This is a genomic window from Nocardia sp. NPDC003482, from assembly GCF_053588115.1.
The window spans coordinates 258,697-275,074 of the sequence record NZ_JBSFPI010000010.1 but is presented as its reverse complement, the minus strand read 5'-3'; the positions used below and the strand labels follow the sequence as shown (position 1 = coordinate 275,074).

General features: G+C 69.6%; 13 protein-coding genes. 7 read left to right on the top strand and 6 right to left on the bottom strand.

Annotation, left to right across the window (positions count from 1 at the left end):
* Nucleotides 1-31: 31 nt before the first annotated feature.
* Nucleotides 32-928 carry a phosphotransferase enzyme family protein gene (locus tag ACWDSJ_RS18420; protein ID WP_387361731.1) on the bottom strand — a complete coding sequence of 299 codons (897 nt, stop codon included), beginning with the start codon at nt 926-928 and terminating at the stop codon, nt 32-34.
* Nucleotides 913-2,127: a helix-turn-helix domain-containing protein gene (locus ACWDSJ_RS18415; protein ID WP_450033268.1), complete on the bottom strand. Its 1,215-nt coding sequence runs from the start codon at nt 2,125-2,127 to the stop codon at nt 913-915. Before ACWDSJ_RS18415 ends, ACWDSJ_RS18420 begins: the two co-directional genes overlap by 16 nt.
* A 372-nt stretch (nt 2,128-2,499) precedes the next feature.
* Between ACWDSJ_RS18415 and ACWDSJ_RS18410 the strand changes: the two genes are divergently transcribed.
* Nucleotides 2,500-2,706 (top strand): hypothetical protein, encoded by a 207-nt coding sequence (locus tag ACWDSJ_RS18410; protein WP_387361735.1) that lies wholly within the window; start codon nt 2,500-2,502, stop codon nt 2,704-2,706.
* Nucleotides 2,707-2,952: 246 nt separating this feature from the next.
* Nucleotides 2,953-4,695, top strand: coding sequence for a malto-oligosyltrehalose trehalohydrolase (gene treZ, locus ACWDSJ_RS18405; RefSeq protein WP_450033267.1), 1,743 nt, complete (start codon nt 2,953-2,955; stop codon nt 4,693-4,695).
* Here treZ and ACWDSJ_RS18400 read toward each other — a convergent pair.
* Nucleotides 4,667-6,061, bottom strand: coding sequence for an alpha/beta hydrolase family protein (locus ACWDSJ_RS18400; protein ID WP_450033266.1), 1,395 nt, complete (start codon nt 6,059-6,061; stop codon nt 4,667-4,669). The genes treZ and ACWDSJ_RS18400 overlap by 29 nt on opposite strands.
* Nucleotides 6,062-6,251: 190 nt before the next feature.
* On the opposite strand from ACWDSJ_RS18400, the gene ACWDSJ_RS18395 reads away from it, so the two are divergent.
* On the top strand, nt 6,252-7,499 hold the full coding sequence (locus ACWDSJ_RS18395) for a serine hydrolase domain-containing protein (protein ID WP_450033265.1): 1,248 nt from the start codon (nt 6,252-6,254) through the stop codon (nt 7,497-7,499).
* Between the two features lie 493 nt (nt 7,500-7,992).
* Here ACWDSJ_RS18395 and ilvA read toward each other — a convergent pair whose 3' ends face one another.
* Both ilvA and ACWDSJ_RS18385 read right to left on the bottom strand, forming a co-directional pair.
* Nucleotides 7,993-9,348, bottom strand: coding sequence for a threonine ammonia-lyase IlvA (gene ilvA, locus ACWDSJ_RS18390; RefSeq protein WP_387361743.1), 1,356 nt, complete (start codon nt 9,346-9,348; stop codon nt 7,993-7,995).
* 49 nt (nt 9,349-9,397) lie between these two features.
* On the bottom strand, nt 9,398-9,832 hold the full coding sequence (locus tag ACWDSJ_RS18385; protein ID WP_450033264.1) for a nitroreductase family deazaflavin-dependent oxidoreductase: 435 nt from the start codon (nt 9,830-9,832) through the stop codon (nt 9,398-9,400).
* Nucleotides 9,833-9,928: 96 nt separating this feature from the next.
* Here ACWDSJ_RS18385 and ACWDSJ_RS18380 point away from each other — a divergent pair, with 96 nt between their 5' ends.
* From ACWDSJ_RS18380 to ACWDSJ_RS18365, 4 genes are all read left to right on the top strand, one after another.
* A complete protein-coding gene (locus tag ACWDSJ_RS18380; protein ID WP_387361746.1) occupies nt 9,929-10,135 on the top strand; it encodes a hypothetical protein in 207 nt (68 codons plus the stop codon).
* A gap of 40 nt (nt 10,136-10,175) precedes the next feature.
* On the top strand, nt 10,176-10,973 hold the full coding sequence (locus tag ACWDSJ_RS18375; protein ID WP_450033263.1) for a methyltransferase domain-containing protein: 798 nt from the start codon (nt 10,176-10,178) through the stop codon (nt 10,971-10,973).
* 98 nt (nt 10,974-11,071) lie between these two features.
* Nucleotides 11,072-12,082 (top strand): LacI family DNA-binding transcriptional regulator, encoded by a 1,011-nt coding sequence (locus ACWDSJ_RS18370; RefSeq protein WP_450033262.1) that lies wholly within the window; start codon nt 11,072-11,074, stop codon nt 12,080-12,082.
* Nucleotides 12,083-12,129: 47 nt separating this feature from the next.
* Nucleotides 12,130-12,741 (top strand): MspA family porin, encoded by a 612-nt coding sequence (locus tag ACWDSJ_RS18365; RefSeq protein WP_450033261.1) that lies wholly within the window; start codon nt 12,130-12,132, stop codon nt 12,739-12,741.
* Nucleotides 12,742-12,745: 4 nt separating this feature from the next.
* Here ACWDSJ_RS18365 and dnaE read toward each other — a convergent pair whose 3' ends face one another.
* On the bottom strand, nt 12,746-16,306 hold the full coding sequence (gene dnaE, locus ACWDSJ_RS18360; protein WP_450033260.1) for a DNA polymerase III subunit alpha: 3,561 nt from the start codon (nt 16,304-16,306) through the stop codon (nt 12,746-12,748).
* Between the last annotated feature and the right edge of the window lie 72 nt (nt 16,307-16,378).

Genomic DNA, 16,378 nt, shown 5'->3' with positions numbered 1-16,378 from the left:
CTCGCGTCAGGTCGCCCCCGGCCGCATCGGCTCACGCGACCGCGTGCCAGCGGCCGTCTCCGCTGCGGGGGTCGCGGAGGCTGCGGGTGCGGTGGCGTAGTTCGGCTCCGGCCGCTGGGTCGCCGGCCTCGGCGCGGCGGATGTAGGAGGTGAGGGTGTGCAGGTCGCGGATCTCGCGCAGGACCTCGAAGCCGGGCCACTCGCGGACGTCCCAGCCGTAGGCCAGGCCGAACTCGTGCAGTTCGGTGGCCGAACGGCCGAACCGCACTCCGCCCTGATAGATGTTGACCAGGTCCAGTTCCCGGGGCGCGATCGCGACCTCGTCCCAGTCGCCGAGCAGCGCCCGCCCCTCGTCCCACAGCGTGTTGCCCGGGTACGCGTCGCCGTGCACCATGCCCACGCCCAGGCGCGAGGGCAGCCGCTCGTAGCGGTCGACGAGCGTGCGCCGCCGTTCGGCGAGCCATCGCCGATCCGAATCGGGCAACACGTCGGGCGCCGCCTCGAGCACCTGCCCCAGCCCGGCCAGCGGCTGGTAGCGCGGCAACTCGAACGGCGGATCGCCCAGCCCGTGCAGATCGCGCAGGATCGCGCCGAGTTCCCGTGCGGGCGGGCGGTTTCCGTCGGGCTGCGGGTAGTAGCGCCAGAACGTGACGGTGGCGCCGTCGATCTCGATCGCCTCGTCCACCACGGGTTCGGTGACCGCGAGGCCGCGATCGGCCAGCCAGCGGGTGATGGCGAGCGAGGACCGCGCGCGCAGCCCGTGATCGCTCGAACAGCTGATCCGGACCACCACCCGTTCGCGGTCCAGGACGTAGACGGTATTGGAATGCGCGTGCAGCAGCCGGGCCGAGCGCGCGGTCAAACCCACACTGCGGCAGGCGAGGTCGAGAATCGGGTCGGCGAAGCGACCGGTCAGTGCTGTGTCCATGTCTCGGGAGTTCTGAAGTCGGAGATTTCGTCACGAAGTCGGCGCCCGGAGCCGGGCAGGCCGCGCAGATGCGCGTCCACTTGGCGCATACCCTCGAGCACCGGTCGGATACGCTGCCCCGGCGGCAGCGCCAGGACCGGGCCCAGGATCTCGCTCGCGCCGTCGACGGCGCCGCGGGAGATCCGGGCGATGGCCACGTCCATGCGGGCCAATGCCTCGTCACCATAACTGCGTTCGTGGCTCGGGCCACACCGGTAGGCGGTGATGGCCTCGTCGGCCCAGCGCTCGGCCTCGTCGTGGTCGCCGATGAGCCGGAAGGCGCTGCCCGCGTAGTAGGCCGCCTTCGTCGTCGAGAACCGCAGCACCCCACCGAATTCGGTGACGTCGTCGGTGGTTCCCGCCTGTTCCGCGGCGGCGAGGGCCCGGCCGACCGCGGCGCGGGCTTCCTCGGCGCGACCGAGCCGGGCCGCGCACCGGGCCTCCAGGGCGGCGAGCCGGATCCGCTGCTCGCCGGGCGGTGCGACCGCCGCGCCCTGGCGGGCGAATTCGATTGCGCGCGAAGGATTTCCGCTCCACTCGGCGATCAGCCCCTTCGCCCCGGCGGCCCAGCCCAGCAGCGCGTTGTGCCGGGCGCGCTGGGCCAGGCGTTCGGCGGCGAGGGCGTGCTGCATGGCGGCGATCGAATTGCCCAGATTGTCGGTCACCTGCGCCAGTAGCACGATGGCCACCCCGCCGAGGAACATCAGTTCGCGGGCGCGCTCGGGGGCCGGGCCGCGGCGCAGCAGCTGCCACACCTGATCGCGCAGCAACTGGAGTTCGGTGAACAACGGTTGCGGCGCGGCGTGCACATAGCTGGTGGCGATCCGGGAGAGCTCGTAATAGATGCTGTCGACGCTCAATTGGTCCGCGTCGTCGCCGGTCGCCCAGTCCGCGAAGGCGAGCGAGCGGGCGGCCGCCGCGCTGATGCCGTCGGGCGCGAGCGCGCCGCACTCGTTGGCGAGGGCCACCAGCGAGCCCCCGGCATTCAGCTCCGCGTCGAGGTCCTGCGCGATCTGCACCGGGGGTCTGCGCAACCCGTTCTCGATGCGCGACAGCGCGCCCGCGTCGTAGCGAATGCTCTTGGCCAGGCTGCGTAGCGACCTGTCCTGTTGCAGGCGCAGCCGCCGCAACTCTCCACCGAATGCCTGCCAGTCGTTCATACCGCCAACAATCCGTTTCAGTACAACAACTTCCACCGCCCGTTGCGTCGCCATGGCAACTATTGGCAACACCGCAACGCTACAGGAACAAGCACACCTGCAAGCACAATTGCACGTGCATTTGGTGTGAAGAGCAGGTCTCGATTCGGGCTGACCGAACGGTCGGATGTTCCGGATGTACCGAATGCCCAAGATTAGCGGCGGCAAGAGGCGGTTGACGATGAGTCCATCGGAAGAGTCCGGGGCGCAACGTTTCGGGCGGTCTCGACGGGATTCGAGAGTACGACGGTTCACCAAGATCTGCGCGTTCTGCGCGGGCGCGAATCAGGGTCGGCGCGCGGCGCGCCGGAGCGCGCGGATGGCGGAGGCGTCATGAACCGCCACGCGAGCGCGGGCGTGCTCACCCTCGACACCGCCCACCTGATCTGGCAGGAACACCGGCGCTGCAACGCCGACGACTGCCCCCGCAAGGCCGAGGCCCTCGCCGTCCTGGTCGAAGCGGGCAAGGTCCGGCTCGACAGCTCCCGCCTGCCCTACTTCGAGCAGTTGCGCCATCTGCTGGACCGGGGGCGCGAGTAGGGGAAGCTCCTGGGCCGATTCCGGACCCGGGCGCGAGTGGGCAAAGCCCAGGGCCGAATTTGGACCCCGGGGCGGGAGAGAGGAAGCCGTCGAGGCTGACTCTGGACCGGGGGCGCTAGTGGGCGAAGCCCATGGCCGAGTCCGGGCCCCGGGCCCCCGGAGCGCGAGAGACGAAGCCCGAGGGGCGGTACCTGAAGCGAGGGCGCGAGTAGCGCGCACCGTCCCCCCTGATGCCATGCTGGTGCGGTGACCTTGTTCGAGGTATGGGCGCCGCGGGCGCGGCGGGTGCGGATCGAGGTGGACGGCGACGTTCACGCCATGGCGGGTGACGAGCGGGGTTGGTGGCGAGCCGAACTCGCGGCGGGGGACGGGGCGCGCTACGGGTATCTGCTCGACGACGATCCGGCCGTGCTGCCCGATCCGCGGTCGGCGCGGCAGCCCGACGGGGTGCACGGGCGCTCGGCGCTGCACACCCTCCATCCGGGGAGGTGGACCGACGACGGGTGGACCGGGCGGCAGCTGGCCGGATCGGTGCTCTACGAACTGCACATCGGGACGTTCACCCCCGAGGGCACGCTGGACGCGGCCGTCGAACGGCTGGACCACCTGGTCGATCTTGGCGTCACCACGGTCGAACTGATGCCGGTCAACGCGTTCAACGGCGTGCACAACTGGGGTTACGACGGGGTGCTCTGGTACGCCGTGCACGAGGCGTACGGCGGCCCGGACGCGTTGCAGCGCTTCGTGAACGCCTGCCACGCCAAGGGTCTGGCGGTCGCGCTCGACGTGGTCTACAACCACCTCGGCCCGTCCGGCAACTATCTGCCCCGCTTCGGGCCGTACCTCAGCGAGGGCCGCAACACCTGGGGACAGAGCCTGAATCTCGATGGCCCGCAATCGGATACGGTGCGCCGATTCGTCATCGACAACGCGCTGCGCTGGTTCGACGAATTCCACATCGACGCCCTGCGCCTGGACGCGGTGCACGCCCTGGTCGACCACCGGGCGGTCCACCTGCTCGAACAACTCGCGGTCGAAACCCGAACGCTCGCAGCGCATCTGGGCCGCCCGCTCACGCTCATCGCGGAGAGCGACCTCAACGATCCCCGCCTGATCACCCCGCGCGCGGGCGGCGGCTACGGCCTCGACGCCCAGTGGAACGACGACGTCCACCACGCCGTGCACGCCGCCGTCTCGCGCGAAAGACAGGGCTACTACGCCGATTTCGGCTCGCTGCGCTGCCTGGCCGACACGCTGCGGCGGGGATACTTCCACGCCGGGACGTACTCGAGTTTCCGCGGCCGCGTCCACGGCCGGCCGCTGAATACCGCTGTGGTACCGGGCAGTTCGCTGCTCGCCTACACCTGCGACCACGACCAGATCGGCAACCGGGCGCTCGGCGACCGGCCCGCCGCGTACCTCACCGAGGGACAGCTGGCGATCAAGGCGGCGCTGGTGCTGCTGTCGCCCTACACGCCGATGCTGTTCATGGGCGAGGAGTGGGGCGCGCGAACCCCGTTCCTGTTCTTCACCTCCCACCCCGAACCCGAGCTGGCCGCCGCCGTGGGCGAGGGCCGCAAGGCCGAATTCGCCGAACACGGGTGGCCCGCCGCCGACATCCCCGACCCGCAGGATCCCGCGACATTCCAACGCTCCAAACTGGATTGGCGCGAACCGATCGAACGGGCCGCGCTGCTCGACTGCTATCGGACGCTGCTGCGGCTGCGGCGCGCCCATTCCGACGTCACCGATCCCTGGCTGCCCCGGGTGGCGGTGGACTACGACGAGGAGCGGCGCTGGATCATCGTGCACCGCAACCGGATCCACCTGCTGTGCAACCTCGCCGACGAACCCGTCACGCTGCCGCAGATCGGCGAGATCCTGGCGGGCTGGGGTGAGGTGACGGTGACGCCCACGGGCACCGCGCTGCCCGCGCACTCGTTCGCCGTGCTCGAATCCGTCAGTGAGAGGGCGGGATTCGCGCTGTGAGCCAGCCGGTCACATAGTCCAGCACCCGCGGGTCCACGGTGGTCTCGATGCCCGCGTACTCGCTGGGCAGGCCGGTGTTCGCGGGCTGCATGAGGTGGTTCACGCCGTCGACGACGTGCACGTCGACGTCGGGGTCCCCGGCCAGATTCGCCTGCGCCGCGGGGGCGTTCTGGGCGGCGAGCACCTGGAGATCCTTGGTGCCGTAGAGCGCGAGCACCGGCACCCGCAGCGCCCGCAGCGCGGGAGCCGGATCGTAGGTGACCAGCGCGCCGAAGTTCGGCGAGGTGTAGTCGGTGATGGCGCCGGGGCTGGCCTGTTGCTCGGGAGGCAGCGTGGCGTTGTGGCTCTCGAGGTACTGGCGGGTCTGCTCCGGATCGCCCGCGCGCACCAATGTGGTGAGGGTGCCGATGAATTCGACCTGCTTGCGCAGTTCCTCGGGGGTCGCGCCGGACGCGGTGAGCATGGCGCGGTTCTGTTCCATGAGGACCTCGTCGCCGGGGACCGCCGGGCCCGCGAGCATGATCACGAAGGCCACGCCGCTGTCGGGGCGCTCGGCGACCAGCGGGGCGAGATAGCCGCCCTCGCTGTGGCCGAGCAGGCCGATGCGGGCGCGGTCGATCTCGGGGCGGCCGCGCAGGAAGTCGATTCCGGCGGCGACATCGCCGGACAGATCGCGGTAGTCGGCGTGCGCGAGGTCGCCGCCGGTGCCGCCGACGCCGCGATCGTCGGTGCGCAGCACGGCGTATCCGGCCTTGGTGAGGGTGTCGGCCAGCAGCAGGAACGGCTTGTGACCGAGGATCTGTTCGTCGCGGTCCTGGGCGCCGCTGCCGCTGATCAGGATGACCGCGGGGTGCGGGCCGGGGGAGTCGGGCAGGGTGAGGGTGCCCGCGATGGTGATCGTGCCGCTGGGGTAGGTCACGTCCTCGGATTTGTACGGGAACGGGGGCTTCGGTTCCTGGGGTCGCGGGGGCGCGGGGACCTTGCCGCGGGTCAGGGTGAGCGGGAGATCGTGGCCGGACTGGCTGAAGGTGCCGGTGATCGTGTCGTTGTCGAGGCGGCCGTGGTAGGTCGGCAGGCCGGGCAGGTCGGGGACGGTGAAGCCGACGCTGTCCGGGGCGGTGGTGACCTGGGCGGCGGGTTTGTCGAGGATGCCCTGTTCGGGGATGGAGACGGTGGCGCCGCCGATGACGAAGGTCACGCCGAACGGCAGTTCGTGGTTCGGCAGCGGGAGGGTGCCGTGCCAGTCGCCGAGCACCGCCTGGTCGGTGGCGGTGGTCGGGGTCGCCCGGGGCGTCTTCGTCGACGAGCAGCCCGCTACCAGGGTCAGCAGGAACACCACGACGGCCACTGATCGCAACGATCGCATAACCCAGCGTATACACGGGAGGGGGTGCGGGGTGGGGTTTCGGGGTGGCGCGGCGGGGTGATTTGTCCGAATCTCCGCAGGTCAGGTCCGTTGCGGTGGGTTCGGCGGCGCGAGCGGGGCCGGTGGTGGGGAAATCACCAGTGGGCCAAGGTCATTGCCGACCGCTATTGTTCGCCAGTACCGTGAGAAGGTGAGCAACGAGGCTTCAGTTACCGGTCGCGGGCGTCTGCCCGCCGATGTGGGCGGACACGCCGCCGCCGAATTCGAACCGCTGGTTCGGGCGTTCTCCCGATTGGTCGGCAATCGGCGGGGTGCGGGCGGGGCGCTGTCGGTGCACCGGTACGGGGAGCCGCTGGTCGAGGTCTGGACCGGGGAGGCGTCGGCGGGGGTGCCGTGGACGCGCGATACCGGGGCCATCGTGTTCTCGGCGACGAAGGGCGTGGCCGCGACGGTCATCCATCGGCTCGCCGATCGTGGTCTCATCGATTACGACGCGCCGGTCGCGGAGTACTGGCCCGAATTCGGGGTCGAGGGCAAGGACCGAATCACGGTGCGGCAGTTGCTGACTCATCGTGCCGGGCTGTCCGGGCTCGGGCTCGTCGCGACGGCGATGGACGAGGTGCTCGACCATCGTCTGATGGAACAGCGGCTGGCCGCGGCGAAACCCGATCGGCTGCTGGGGGTTCCGACCTATCACGCGTTGACGTTCGGGTGGTTGATGTCCGGGCTCGCGCGGTCGGTCACCGGGCGCGATATGAGCGAGCTGTTCCGCACGGAGGTCACCGAGCCCCTCGGCATCGACGGCCTGTACCTGGGCCTGCCGCCCGCCGGGGCGTCCACCGCGGTCGCGTCGCTGTCGGGTTCGCGCCTGGCCCTCGCGGGTTCGGCCTTGGGCTCGCTGCTCCTGGGTCGCCTCTCCAGCGTTCCCGGCGCGGCGGGCGCGGTCACCCGGGCCCTGTTCATCCCCGGTCTCGAGGCCATGCTCGAGGGCGACGAGCCGCCCATCCTCGCCGCGGAGATGGCCGCCGCCAACGGCGTCTGCACCGCCGAGTCCCTGGCCCGCATGTACAACGCCATCGCCTGCGGCACCACCCCCGACGGCCGCCCCTACCTCTCGGCCCGAACGGTCCGCGCCCTCACCAAGATCCAGACCTACCACCTGGACCACGCCCTGTTCTACCTCCCCATGCTCTGGCACCTGGGCTACCACTCCCTCCCCGTCCCCGGCGCCCCCACCGGCTTCGGCCACATCGGCCTGGGCGGCTCCTTCGGCTGGACCGACCCCACCCAGGGCCTCTCCGTCGCCTACGTCCACAACCGCCTCACCCTCAACAAATTCGCCTGGGACCAACTAGCCGCCACGTGGGTACTACCCCTCGCAGTCCACTGCGCCCACACCCCCAGCCCCACCTCCCGCCCCCTCCCCAAAGCCGCCTGACCCCGCCCTCGCTCCGCTCGGGCGGGGTACATGGAGGCCCCCTCGGGCTATAGAGGAGGCCGCCACGGGGTTCAGAGGTGGCCGCCACGGGGTTCAGAGGTGGCCGCCACGGGGTTCAGAGGTGGCTGCCTCGGGCTACAGAGGTGGCCGCCACGGGGTACAGAGGTGGCTGCCTCCGGCTACAGAGGTGGCCGTCTTGGGCTACAGAGGTGGCTGCCTCGGGCTACAGAGGTGGCTGCCTCGGGCTACAGAGGTGGCTGCCTCGGGCTACAGAGGAGGCCGCCTCGGGATTCAGAAGAGGCCCCCACGGGGGTACAGAGGAGGCCGCCTCGGGGTTCAGAGGAGGCCGCCACCGGGCGGGGCAAAGGGAATGCGCACTCGGGCGGGGCGTCGGAGCCCCTTCGCGAAAAAGGCCCAGCCTCAATCTCTTTCGAGGGCGCGCCTCTCCCCATGTCCCTGCCCCGGCGCCCCCTAGGGCGCCGGGGCAGGGTCCCTACGTGAGATACCGATAAGCAGGCGAATCCGGATCCAACCGCTCGCACTGGATCGGCGAATCGTGCATCCGCTTCAGCAAGGGATCCAGACCGTCCGGGGAACCAAGTTCGATGCCGACCAGGGCGGCGCCGGTTTCGCGGTTGTTGCGTTTGACGTATTCGAACAGGGTGACGTCGTCCTCGGGGCCGAGGACCTCGTCCAGGAAGCGGCGGAGGGCGCCGGGTTCCTGGGGGAAGTCGACCAGGAAGTAGTGCTTGAGGCCCTGGTGGACGAGGGAGCGTTCGATGATCTCGCCGTAGCGGGAGACGTCGTTGTTGCCGCCGGAGATGAGGCAGACGACCGTCGAGCCGGGGGTGATGGTGGCGTGGGGGAGGGCGGCGACCGCGAGGGCCCCGGCGGGTTCGGCGATGATGCCCTCGTTCTGGTAGAGCTCGAGCATCGTGGTGCAGATCGCGCCCTCGTCGACCTGGGAGATGCGGAAAGAGGCTGTGCCCCTGGGCATTTCGGTGGCGGTCAGGAGGGGGAGGGAGGCGTGCGAGATGGCGCGGCCGCCGAATTTGGCGACCATCGAGTAGGGCAGGTCGCCGATGCGGCGGACCGCCGCGCCGTCCACGAACGGATCGATCTCCGGCAGCGTCACCGGGCCCCCGGCCACCAGCGCGGCCGTCATCGACGCGGCCCCGGCGGGCTCCACGCCGAGAATGGCCGTGCCGGGCGACCTCTCGCGCAGGTACGTCGCGATCCCGGCCAGGCAGCCCCCGCCGCCGACCGGCACGATGACCAGATCGGGGGAGTGGCCGAGCTGCTCGAGGAACTCCGCCGCGATCGTCCCCTGCCCGGCCGCGGTGCGCGGATCGTCGAAGGGCGGGACCATCGTCGCGCCGGTGCGGGCGACGTCCTCGTAGGCCGCGGCGGCCGCCGCGTCGTAGGTGTCGCCGGTCGCGATGAGCTGCACGAACTCACCGCCGTGCGCGCGGATGCGGTCGCGCTTCTGCTTGGGCGTGGTCGTCGGAACGTAGATGCGGCCCTTGATCCCCATCGCCCGGCACGCGAACGCCACGCCCTGCGCGTGATTGCCCGCGCTCGCGGTCACCACCCCGGCGGCCCGCTCGGCGGCGGTCAACTGCACGATGAGGTTGTAGGCGCCGCGCAGTTTGTAGGACCGCACCGCGGTGAGATCCTCGCGCTTGACGTAGACCTCGGCGCCCGTGAGAGCCGACAACCGCTCGATCCGTTGCAGCGGCGTCGGCTCGATGATCTCCGAAATTCGCTCGGCGGCAGCATCGATCGCGTCCGCGCTCAACTCGGGCAACGGACCGGACACCTTCTCTGCGACTTCAAGCGGTTCGGACACCGGATCATGCTATCGGGGAGGCCGATCGCCTCCCCGCCCGCATGGCGTCCTACCGCGGGGTGAGCACGAAGACCGGAATCTCCCGCTCGGTCTTCTTCTGGTACTCGGCGTAATCGGGCCACGCCTCGACCGCCCGCTCCCACCACACGGCCTTCTCGTCACCGGTCACCTCGCGCGCGGTGTAGTCCTTGACCACGTCCTTGTCGCGCAGCTCGACGTGCGGATGGGCCTTGATGTTGTGGTACCAGACGGGATGCTTCGGCGCGCCGCCGAGCGAGGCGACCACGGCGTACTCCCCGTCGTGCTCGACGCGCATGAGCGGGGTCTTGCGCAGCTTGCCGGTCTTCGCGCCCTTGGTGGTGAGCAGGATGATCGGCTTGCCCTGCATGGTGTCGCCCTCGGCGCCGTTGCTGGACTCGTACTTCTCGGCGTGTTCGCGCGCCCAGCTCGCGGGGCTGGGCTCATACTCTCCGGTGAGTGGCATGTTCCAGACAATTCCCGGCAACGGGCCGACTATTCCCGGCTGCTCCGCCGGAAAAGTTCGTCTTGCCGAACTCCGGGATCCGAGTACCCTGACCATATGGCAGCGGTCAACCCCACTTCCCGGACGGCGAGCGTCGATATCGCCGGATCGGCGTGGCCCGTCTACAAGCTCGAGGCCCTCGCCCTCGCGCTGCTGACCTGTCTGGTCCTGCTGTTGGTCACCGGGTCCGCGCAGGTGGCCGTCCTGTCGGCGACCCTGGTCGCGGCCCTGCGCTGGATCGTCGCGGCCGGGCGCGCGAGGTAACGACACTCCCGCGCAATCCCTCCGGCGAGCACTCGAAACCATGTCCGAGCACGCCCTGAGCTTCCACGCGAGCGCCGACACCGGTCGCCTCGACGAACAGGTGTGGCTGCTAGACGTCCAGGACCACGTCCCCGGCATCCGGCAGCTGCGCGACTGGTCGCACGCGGCGCTGGACCCGCGGCCCGGTGACCGCGTCCTCGACGTCGGCAGCGGCACCGGCACCGAGGTGCTGGCCGCGGCCGCCCGCGTCGGCCCGACCGGCACGGCCGTCGGCGTGGACCCCAATCCGGGCATGATCGAACTCGCCCGCGCCCGCGCGGCCGGGGCGGCGGTGTCGTTCGTCCCCGGCTCGGCCTATCGCCTGCCGTTCCCGGACCACTCCTTCGACGCCGTGCGCTGTGAACGCGTCTACCAGCACCTCGAGGATCCGCGCCGGGCGACGGCCGAGATCATCCGCGTGCTGCGCCCCGGCGGGCGGGTCGTGCTGATCGACACCGACTGGCACACCGCGATCGTTCATCCCGCCGATCCGATGATCCTGACCGCCCTGCACGACTTCCTGCTCGCCGGAATCCCCAACCCGGCCGCCGGCCGCCGATTGCGCGGACTGCTCGCCGCGGCGGGCTGCGTGGTGGACGGGGTCACCGCGGCGGCCGGGGTCTGGGAACCCGACCAATTCCGCCCGCCCTACGTCGAATTGAGCCGCCGCGCGGTGGCCGCGGGCGTGATCGACGCGGCCCAGCGCGAGCGTTTCCTCGCCGGACTGGACGCCGGGATCGCCACGGGCGATCACCACGTCGCGGTCACCCTGGTCGCGGTCCTGGCACACCGGCCGTAACCCGTTGCGCGACAGGTCGTTCCGCTCCGCGGCCCCTTCGCCGCCGTCGGGCGATCGCCGGGCAAGGCTAATCTGGGAGCGGGAACGGAAGGCGGGATGTGACGGACAGACGACGACCGGCGGTGATGACGGACGTGGCGAAACTCGCGGGGGTTTCGCATCAGACCGTGTCGCGGGTGCTCAACGACAGCCCGCAGGTACGACCCGAGACGCGCGAGCGCGTGCTCGCCGCGGTGGCCGAACTCGGCTATCGCCCCAACGCCATGGCCCGCGGCCTGGTCAGCCGCCGCTCGAAGGTGCTCGGCGTGGTCACCTTCGACACCATCCTCTACGGCCCCGCCTGCATGCTGCTGGGCATCGAAAGGGCCGCGCGCGCAGCGGGTTACGGGGTGGGCATCGTCACGCTGGAGCGGGTCGACCGCGAGGGCGTGCTGGCCGCGGTGAACACCCTGACCGATCAGGGTGTGGACGGCGTCATCGTGATCGCGCCCCAGCAGGCCGCCGCCACCGCCCTGCACAGCCTGCCCACACCCGTGGCCGCGGTGGTGGTCGAGGCGGGTCAGGAGGTCGGCCTGCCCTCGGCCTCGGTGGACCAGTTCGAGGGCACCCGCCTGGCCGTGCGGCATCTGCTCGACCTCGGCCACGAGACCGTCTGGCACCTGGCCGGACCCGAGGGCTGGTGGGAGGCGCGCGACCGCCGCGAGGGCTGGCGGCGCACGCTCACCGCGGCGGGCGCGCCCGTCCCCGAACCCGTATTCGGCGACTGGAGCGCCCGTTCCGGCTACGAGGCGGGCCGGGTACTGGCCGAAAACCCGGATGTCACAGCCGTTTTCGCGGCCAACGACCAGATGGCCCTCGGCCTGCTGCGCGCCTACGCCGAGCGCGGGATCGCGGTCCCCGACCGGGTGTCGGTGGTCGGCTTCGACGACATCCCCGAGGCCGCCTACCTGTCACCGCCGCTGACGACCGTGCGCCAGGACTTCGACGAGGTAGGCCGCCGCAGCATGCGCCTACTGCTGCAACTGCTCGAGGCCGACGCCCCCGCACCCGCCCCGCCACCCGTGGTACCGACCCTGGTGGTACGAGCAAGCTCTGCGCCGCCGCGCTAGCGTGTCCGCTATGGCCGAATAGCGATCGGCTACTAATCTTTCCGACCATGAGGTCTGGTCTGTGGCGGGTGTGGGCGGTTGTGACCGGGGTCGTCGTGTGTTGCGCGCCCTTCGCGCGGGCCGAGAGTGAGGAGACGGCACCGCACGAGATGACCTTTGCCTCGGCGTTCGGCAGTTTCACCGTCGGCTCTCGGTTCGCGACCATCGATCGGCACATCTCGGTGAATCTCGTGCACCCGACTCGGGAGGCGCTGCTCAGTGGCGTCGCCTACGGGCGGATCAACGGGCCCGCCACCGGGGTGTTGAAGACCGGGTATCACGTTGCCTGCGCGATCGATATCGATGGCGGCATCGCGAACGTCACCCCGGACATCACCCTGAGCGGGCCGCCCGGACCCGACGGGATGCCGCAGATTCAGGCTCAGATGCGTCCCACCCTGGACCTGAAGGTGAATCCGGGGGAGGTCAAGGAGATCCCGCTCGGCGAGAAGGAGATGGCCCCGGGCCATACCGTGCAGATCGTCGTGCGGGACTTCCGTTTGTCCGTGAACGACTGCACCGGTCCGGTCTCGGTGCGCCAGTACACCTACGTCTACGCCCGCTCCGCCGATGTGGACGACAGCGGAGCGGTCTTCGGCGACGAGATGTGGGTGCTGTAGCGGCTCAGCTGGCCAGGCAGCCCGGTCCGAGCAGGGCCTTGAGGTCGCCCATGAGTGCCGAGGAGGGCGAAACCCGTAGGCTCGCATCGAGTTTCAGCAGGGTGGTCTTGTCGCGGGCGCCGACGTGGCGGATGTGGACGTCGGCGCTGCCGGGGTGGCTGCGCAGGACCCGCTTGAGGGCGTCGACCTTGTCGGGGGTGCACAGCCGGGTCGGCATGGTGACCGCGAGCGGCTTCTCCATCCCGATGGCCGACAGGTCCGGCACCACGAGATCGTTGGCGATCAGCGAGATCCGGTCGTCGCGGGCGGAGACGCGGGCCTTGACCAGCACGACCGCGTCCTCCACGACGTCCATGCCGTAGACCGAGTACGCCTGCGGGAAGAACAGCACCTCGATGCCACCGGACAGATCCTCCAATTGTGCCGAGGCCCAGGGCATTCCGTTCTTGTTGATGCGCCGGGTGACCGAGGCGAGGATGCCGCCGACGGTCACCTGCGCGCCGTCGGAGAGGTTGCCCTCCAGGATGTTCGGGATCGCGGTGTCGGACTGCGCGGCCAGCACGTGCGCCACGCCGTCGAGCGGATGCCCGGACACGTACAGGCCCAGCATCTCCCGTTCCAGCGCCAGCTTGTGCTTGGTGTCCCATTCCTCGTCGGGCACCTTCACATTGAACACCGACGCCATCGACTCGTCGCTGTCGTCGAGCCCGCCGAACAGGTCGAACTGGCCCATGGCCTCGGCCTTCTTGGTGGCCATCACCGCGTCGATCGCGTCGGAGTGCACCAGCAGCAGACCCTTGCGCGGATGGCCCAGCGAGTCGAACGCCCCCGCCTTGATCAACGATTCGGTGACCTTCTTGGTGCAGGCCACGGTGTCGATCTTGTTGAGGTAGTCGGAGAAGTCGGTGAACTTCGACTTCTCCTTGCGCGCGGCGATGATCGAGGCCACCACGTTCGCACCCACGTTGCGCACCGCGCCCAGACCGAAGCGGATGTCGTTGCCGACCGAGGCGAAGTTGTGCTCGGACTCGTTGACGTCGGGCGGCAGCACCTGGATGTTGAGGCGGCGGCAGTCGGCCAGGTACACCGCGGCCTTGTCCTTGTCGTCCCCGACCGAGGTGAGCAGCGCGGCCATGTACTCGGCCTTGTAGTTGGCCTTGAGGTAGGCGGTCCAGAACGACACCAGGCCGTAGCCCGCGGCGTGCGATTTGTTGAACGCGTATCCGGCGAAGGGAAGGATGGTGTCCCACAACGCCTTGATGGCGGGCTTGGAGAAGCCGTTCTCCAGCATGCCCTTCTCGAAGCCCTCGAACTCGGCCTCGAGCACCTCGGCCTTCTTCTTGCCCATCGCGCGGCGCAGGATGTCGGCTCGACCGAGCGAGTACCCGGCCACCTTCTGCGCGATCTGCATGATCTGCTCCTGGTACACGATCAACCCGTAGGTGTCGGCCAGGATGTCGCGCAGCGGCTCCTCGAGCTCGGGGTGGATGGGCTTGACCTCTTGCCGCCCGTTCTTGCGGTCGGCGTAGTCGTTGTGGGCGTTCATGCCCATCGGGCCCGGGCGGTACAGCGCGAGCACCGCGACGATGTCCTCGAAGCCGGTGGGCTGCATGCGGCGCAGCAGATCGCGCATGGCGCCGCCGTCGAGCTGGAACACGCCGAGAGTGTCTCCGCGCGCGAGCAATTCGTAGGTCGGCGGATCGGCCAGCGGCAGCGTGTCCAGATCGAGGTCGATGCCGCGATTGGCCTTGATGTTCTCCAGCGCGTCCCCGATGACGGTGAGGTTGCGCAGGCCCAGGAAGTCCATCTTCAACAGGCCGATGGCCTCACACGACGGATAGTCCCAGCCGGTGATGATCGCCCCGTCCTGGGCGCGCTTCCACAGCGGGATCGCGTCCATGAGCGGTTCGGAGGACATGATGACCGCGCACGCGTGCACGCCCGCGTTGCGGATCAGGCCCTCGAGCCCGCGGGCGGTCTCGTAGATCTTGGCGACGTCCGGGTTGGTGTTGATCAGCTCCCGGACCTCGGTGGCCTCCTTGTACCGCTCGTGCTCGGGATCCATGATGCCCGACAGCGGAATGTCCTTGGCCATGATCGGCGGCGGCAGCGCCTTGGAGATCTGGTCGGCGATCGCGAAGCCCGGCTGGCCGAACTGCACGCGGGCCGAATCCTTCAGCGCCGCTTTGGTTTTAATGGTGCCGAAGGTGATCACCTGGGCGACCTTGTCGGTGCCCCACTTCTCGGTCGCGTAGCGGACCATCTCACCGCGGCGGCGATCGTCGAAGTCGATATCGATATCGGGCATGGACACGCGCTCGGGGTTGAGGAAGCGCTCGAACAGCAGCCCGTGCGGGATCGGGTCGATGTTCGTGATGCCCATCGCGTAGGCCACCAGCGATCCGGCGGCCGAACCGCGGCCCGGGCCGACGCTGATGCCGACCGAGCGGGCGTGGCTGATCAGGTCGCCGACGACGAGGAAGTAGGCGGGGAAGCCCATCTGGATGATGACGTCGAGCTCGTACTTCGCGCGATCGATGTACTCGCCGGGCACGCCGTTCGGGAAGCGGCGCTCGAGCCCGCGCATGACCTCCTTGTGCAGCCAGCTGGCCTGCGTCTCGCCCTCGGGGACGGGGAAGATCGGCATCCGGTCGCGGTGGGTCCAGACCTCCTCGTAGGACTGCACCCGCTCGCCGATGAGCTCCGTATTGTCGCAGGCGCCGGGCACTTCCGCGTCCCACAGCGCGCGCATCTCGGCGGCGGACTTGAGGTAGTAGCCGGAGCCGTCGAATTTGAAGCGGGTGGGATCGGACAGCGTCTTACCGGTCTGCACGCACAGCAGCGCCTCGTGGTTGGCCGAATCCGATTCGAAGACGTAGTGGCAGTCGTTGGTGGCCAGCGGCGGGATGTCGAGTTTGCGGCCGACCTCGAGCAGGCCCTCGCGCACCCGGCGCTCGATGGACAGGCCGTGGTCCATGATCTCGAGGAAGAAGTTCTCCTTGCCGAAGATCTCCTGCCATTTGGCCGCGGCCTCCAGCGCCTCGCGCTCGTGGCCCAGGCGCAGCCGGGTCTGGACCTCGCCCGAGGGGCAGCCGGTGGTGGCGATGATGCCCTCGGCGTGCTGGGCGATGATGTCGGCGTCCATGCGCGCCCACTTGCCCAGCTGGCCCTCGATAGAGGCGAGCGAGGACAGTTTGAACAGGTTGCGCAGGCCGGTCGCGTTCTCGGCGACCATCGTCATGTGCGTGTACGCGCCGGAACCGGAGACGTCGTCGGACTTCTGGCTGGGGTCACCCCACTGCACGCGCTTGGTGTTGAACCGCGACTCGGGCGCGATGTAGGCCTCGATGCCGATGATGGGCTTGATGCCCTGTTTCTTGGCGGAGTTGTAGAACTCCGAGGCGCCGTACATGTTGCCGTGGTCGGTCATGCCGACCGCGCTCATGCCCAGCCGCTCGGCCTCCTTGAACAGAGGCGTGATCTTCGCCGCGCCGTCGAGCATCGAGTACTCGGTGTGGTTGTGGAGATGGACGAATGATCCCGAGGCTGACACCCGTGGAATCATATTAGGTGCCTCCGACAGGGCAAGAAGGCACGCCGAGGGCGATCGAAAACCGCTGGTGGGCGCGGGAATTCG

What these genes read in the sequence shown, in the direction of transcription:
- ACWDSJ_RS18420 (WP_387361731.1), bottom strand. Translation starts at nt 928, where the DNA reads ATGGACACAGCACTGACCGGTCGCTTCGCCGACCCGATTCTCGACCTC.
- ACWDSJ_RS18415 (WP_450033268.1), bottom strand. Translation starts at nt 2,127, where the DNA reads ATGAACGACTGGCAGGCATTCGGTGGAGAGTTGCGGCGGCTGCGCCTG.
- ACWDSJ_RS18410 (WP_387361735.1), top strand. Translation starts at nt 2,500, where the DNA reads ATGAACCGCCACGCGAGCGCGGGCGTGCTCACCCTCGACACCGCCCAC.
- ACWDSJ_RS18400 (WP_450033266.1), bottom strand. Translation starts at nt 6,061, where the DNA reads ATGCGATCGTTGCGATCAGTGGCCGTCGTGGTGTTCCTGCTGACCCTG.
- ACWDSJ_RS18385 (WP_450033264.1), bottom strand. Translation starts at nt 9,832, where the DNA reads ATGCCACTCACCGGAGAGTATGAGCCCAGCCCCGCGAGCTGGGCGCGC.
- ACWDSJ_RS18380 (WP_387361746.1), top strand. Translation starts at nt 9,929, where the DNA reads ATGGCAGCGGTCAACCCCACTTCCCGGACGGCGAGCGTCGATATCGCC.
- ACWDSJ_RS18375 (WP_450033263.1), top strand. Translation starts at nt 10,176, where the DNA reads ATGTCCGAGCACGCCCTGAGCTTCCACGCGAGCGCCGACACCGGTCGC.
- ACWDSJ_RS18365 (WP_450033261.1), top strand. Translation starts at nt 12,130, where the DNA reads ATGAGGTCTGGTCTGTGGCGGGTGTGGGCGGTTGTGACCGGGGTCGTC.
- dnaE (WP_450033260.1), bottom strand. Translation starts at nt 16,306, where the DNA reads ATGATTCCACGGGTGTCAGCCTCGGGATCATTCGTCCATCTCCACAAC.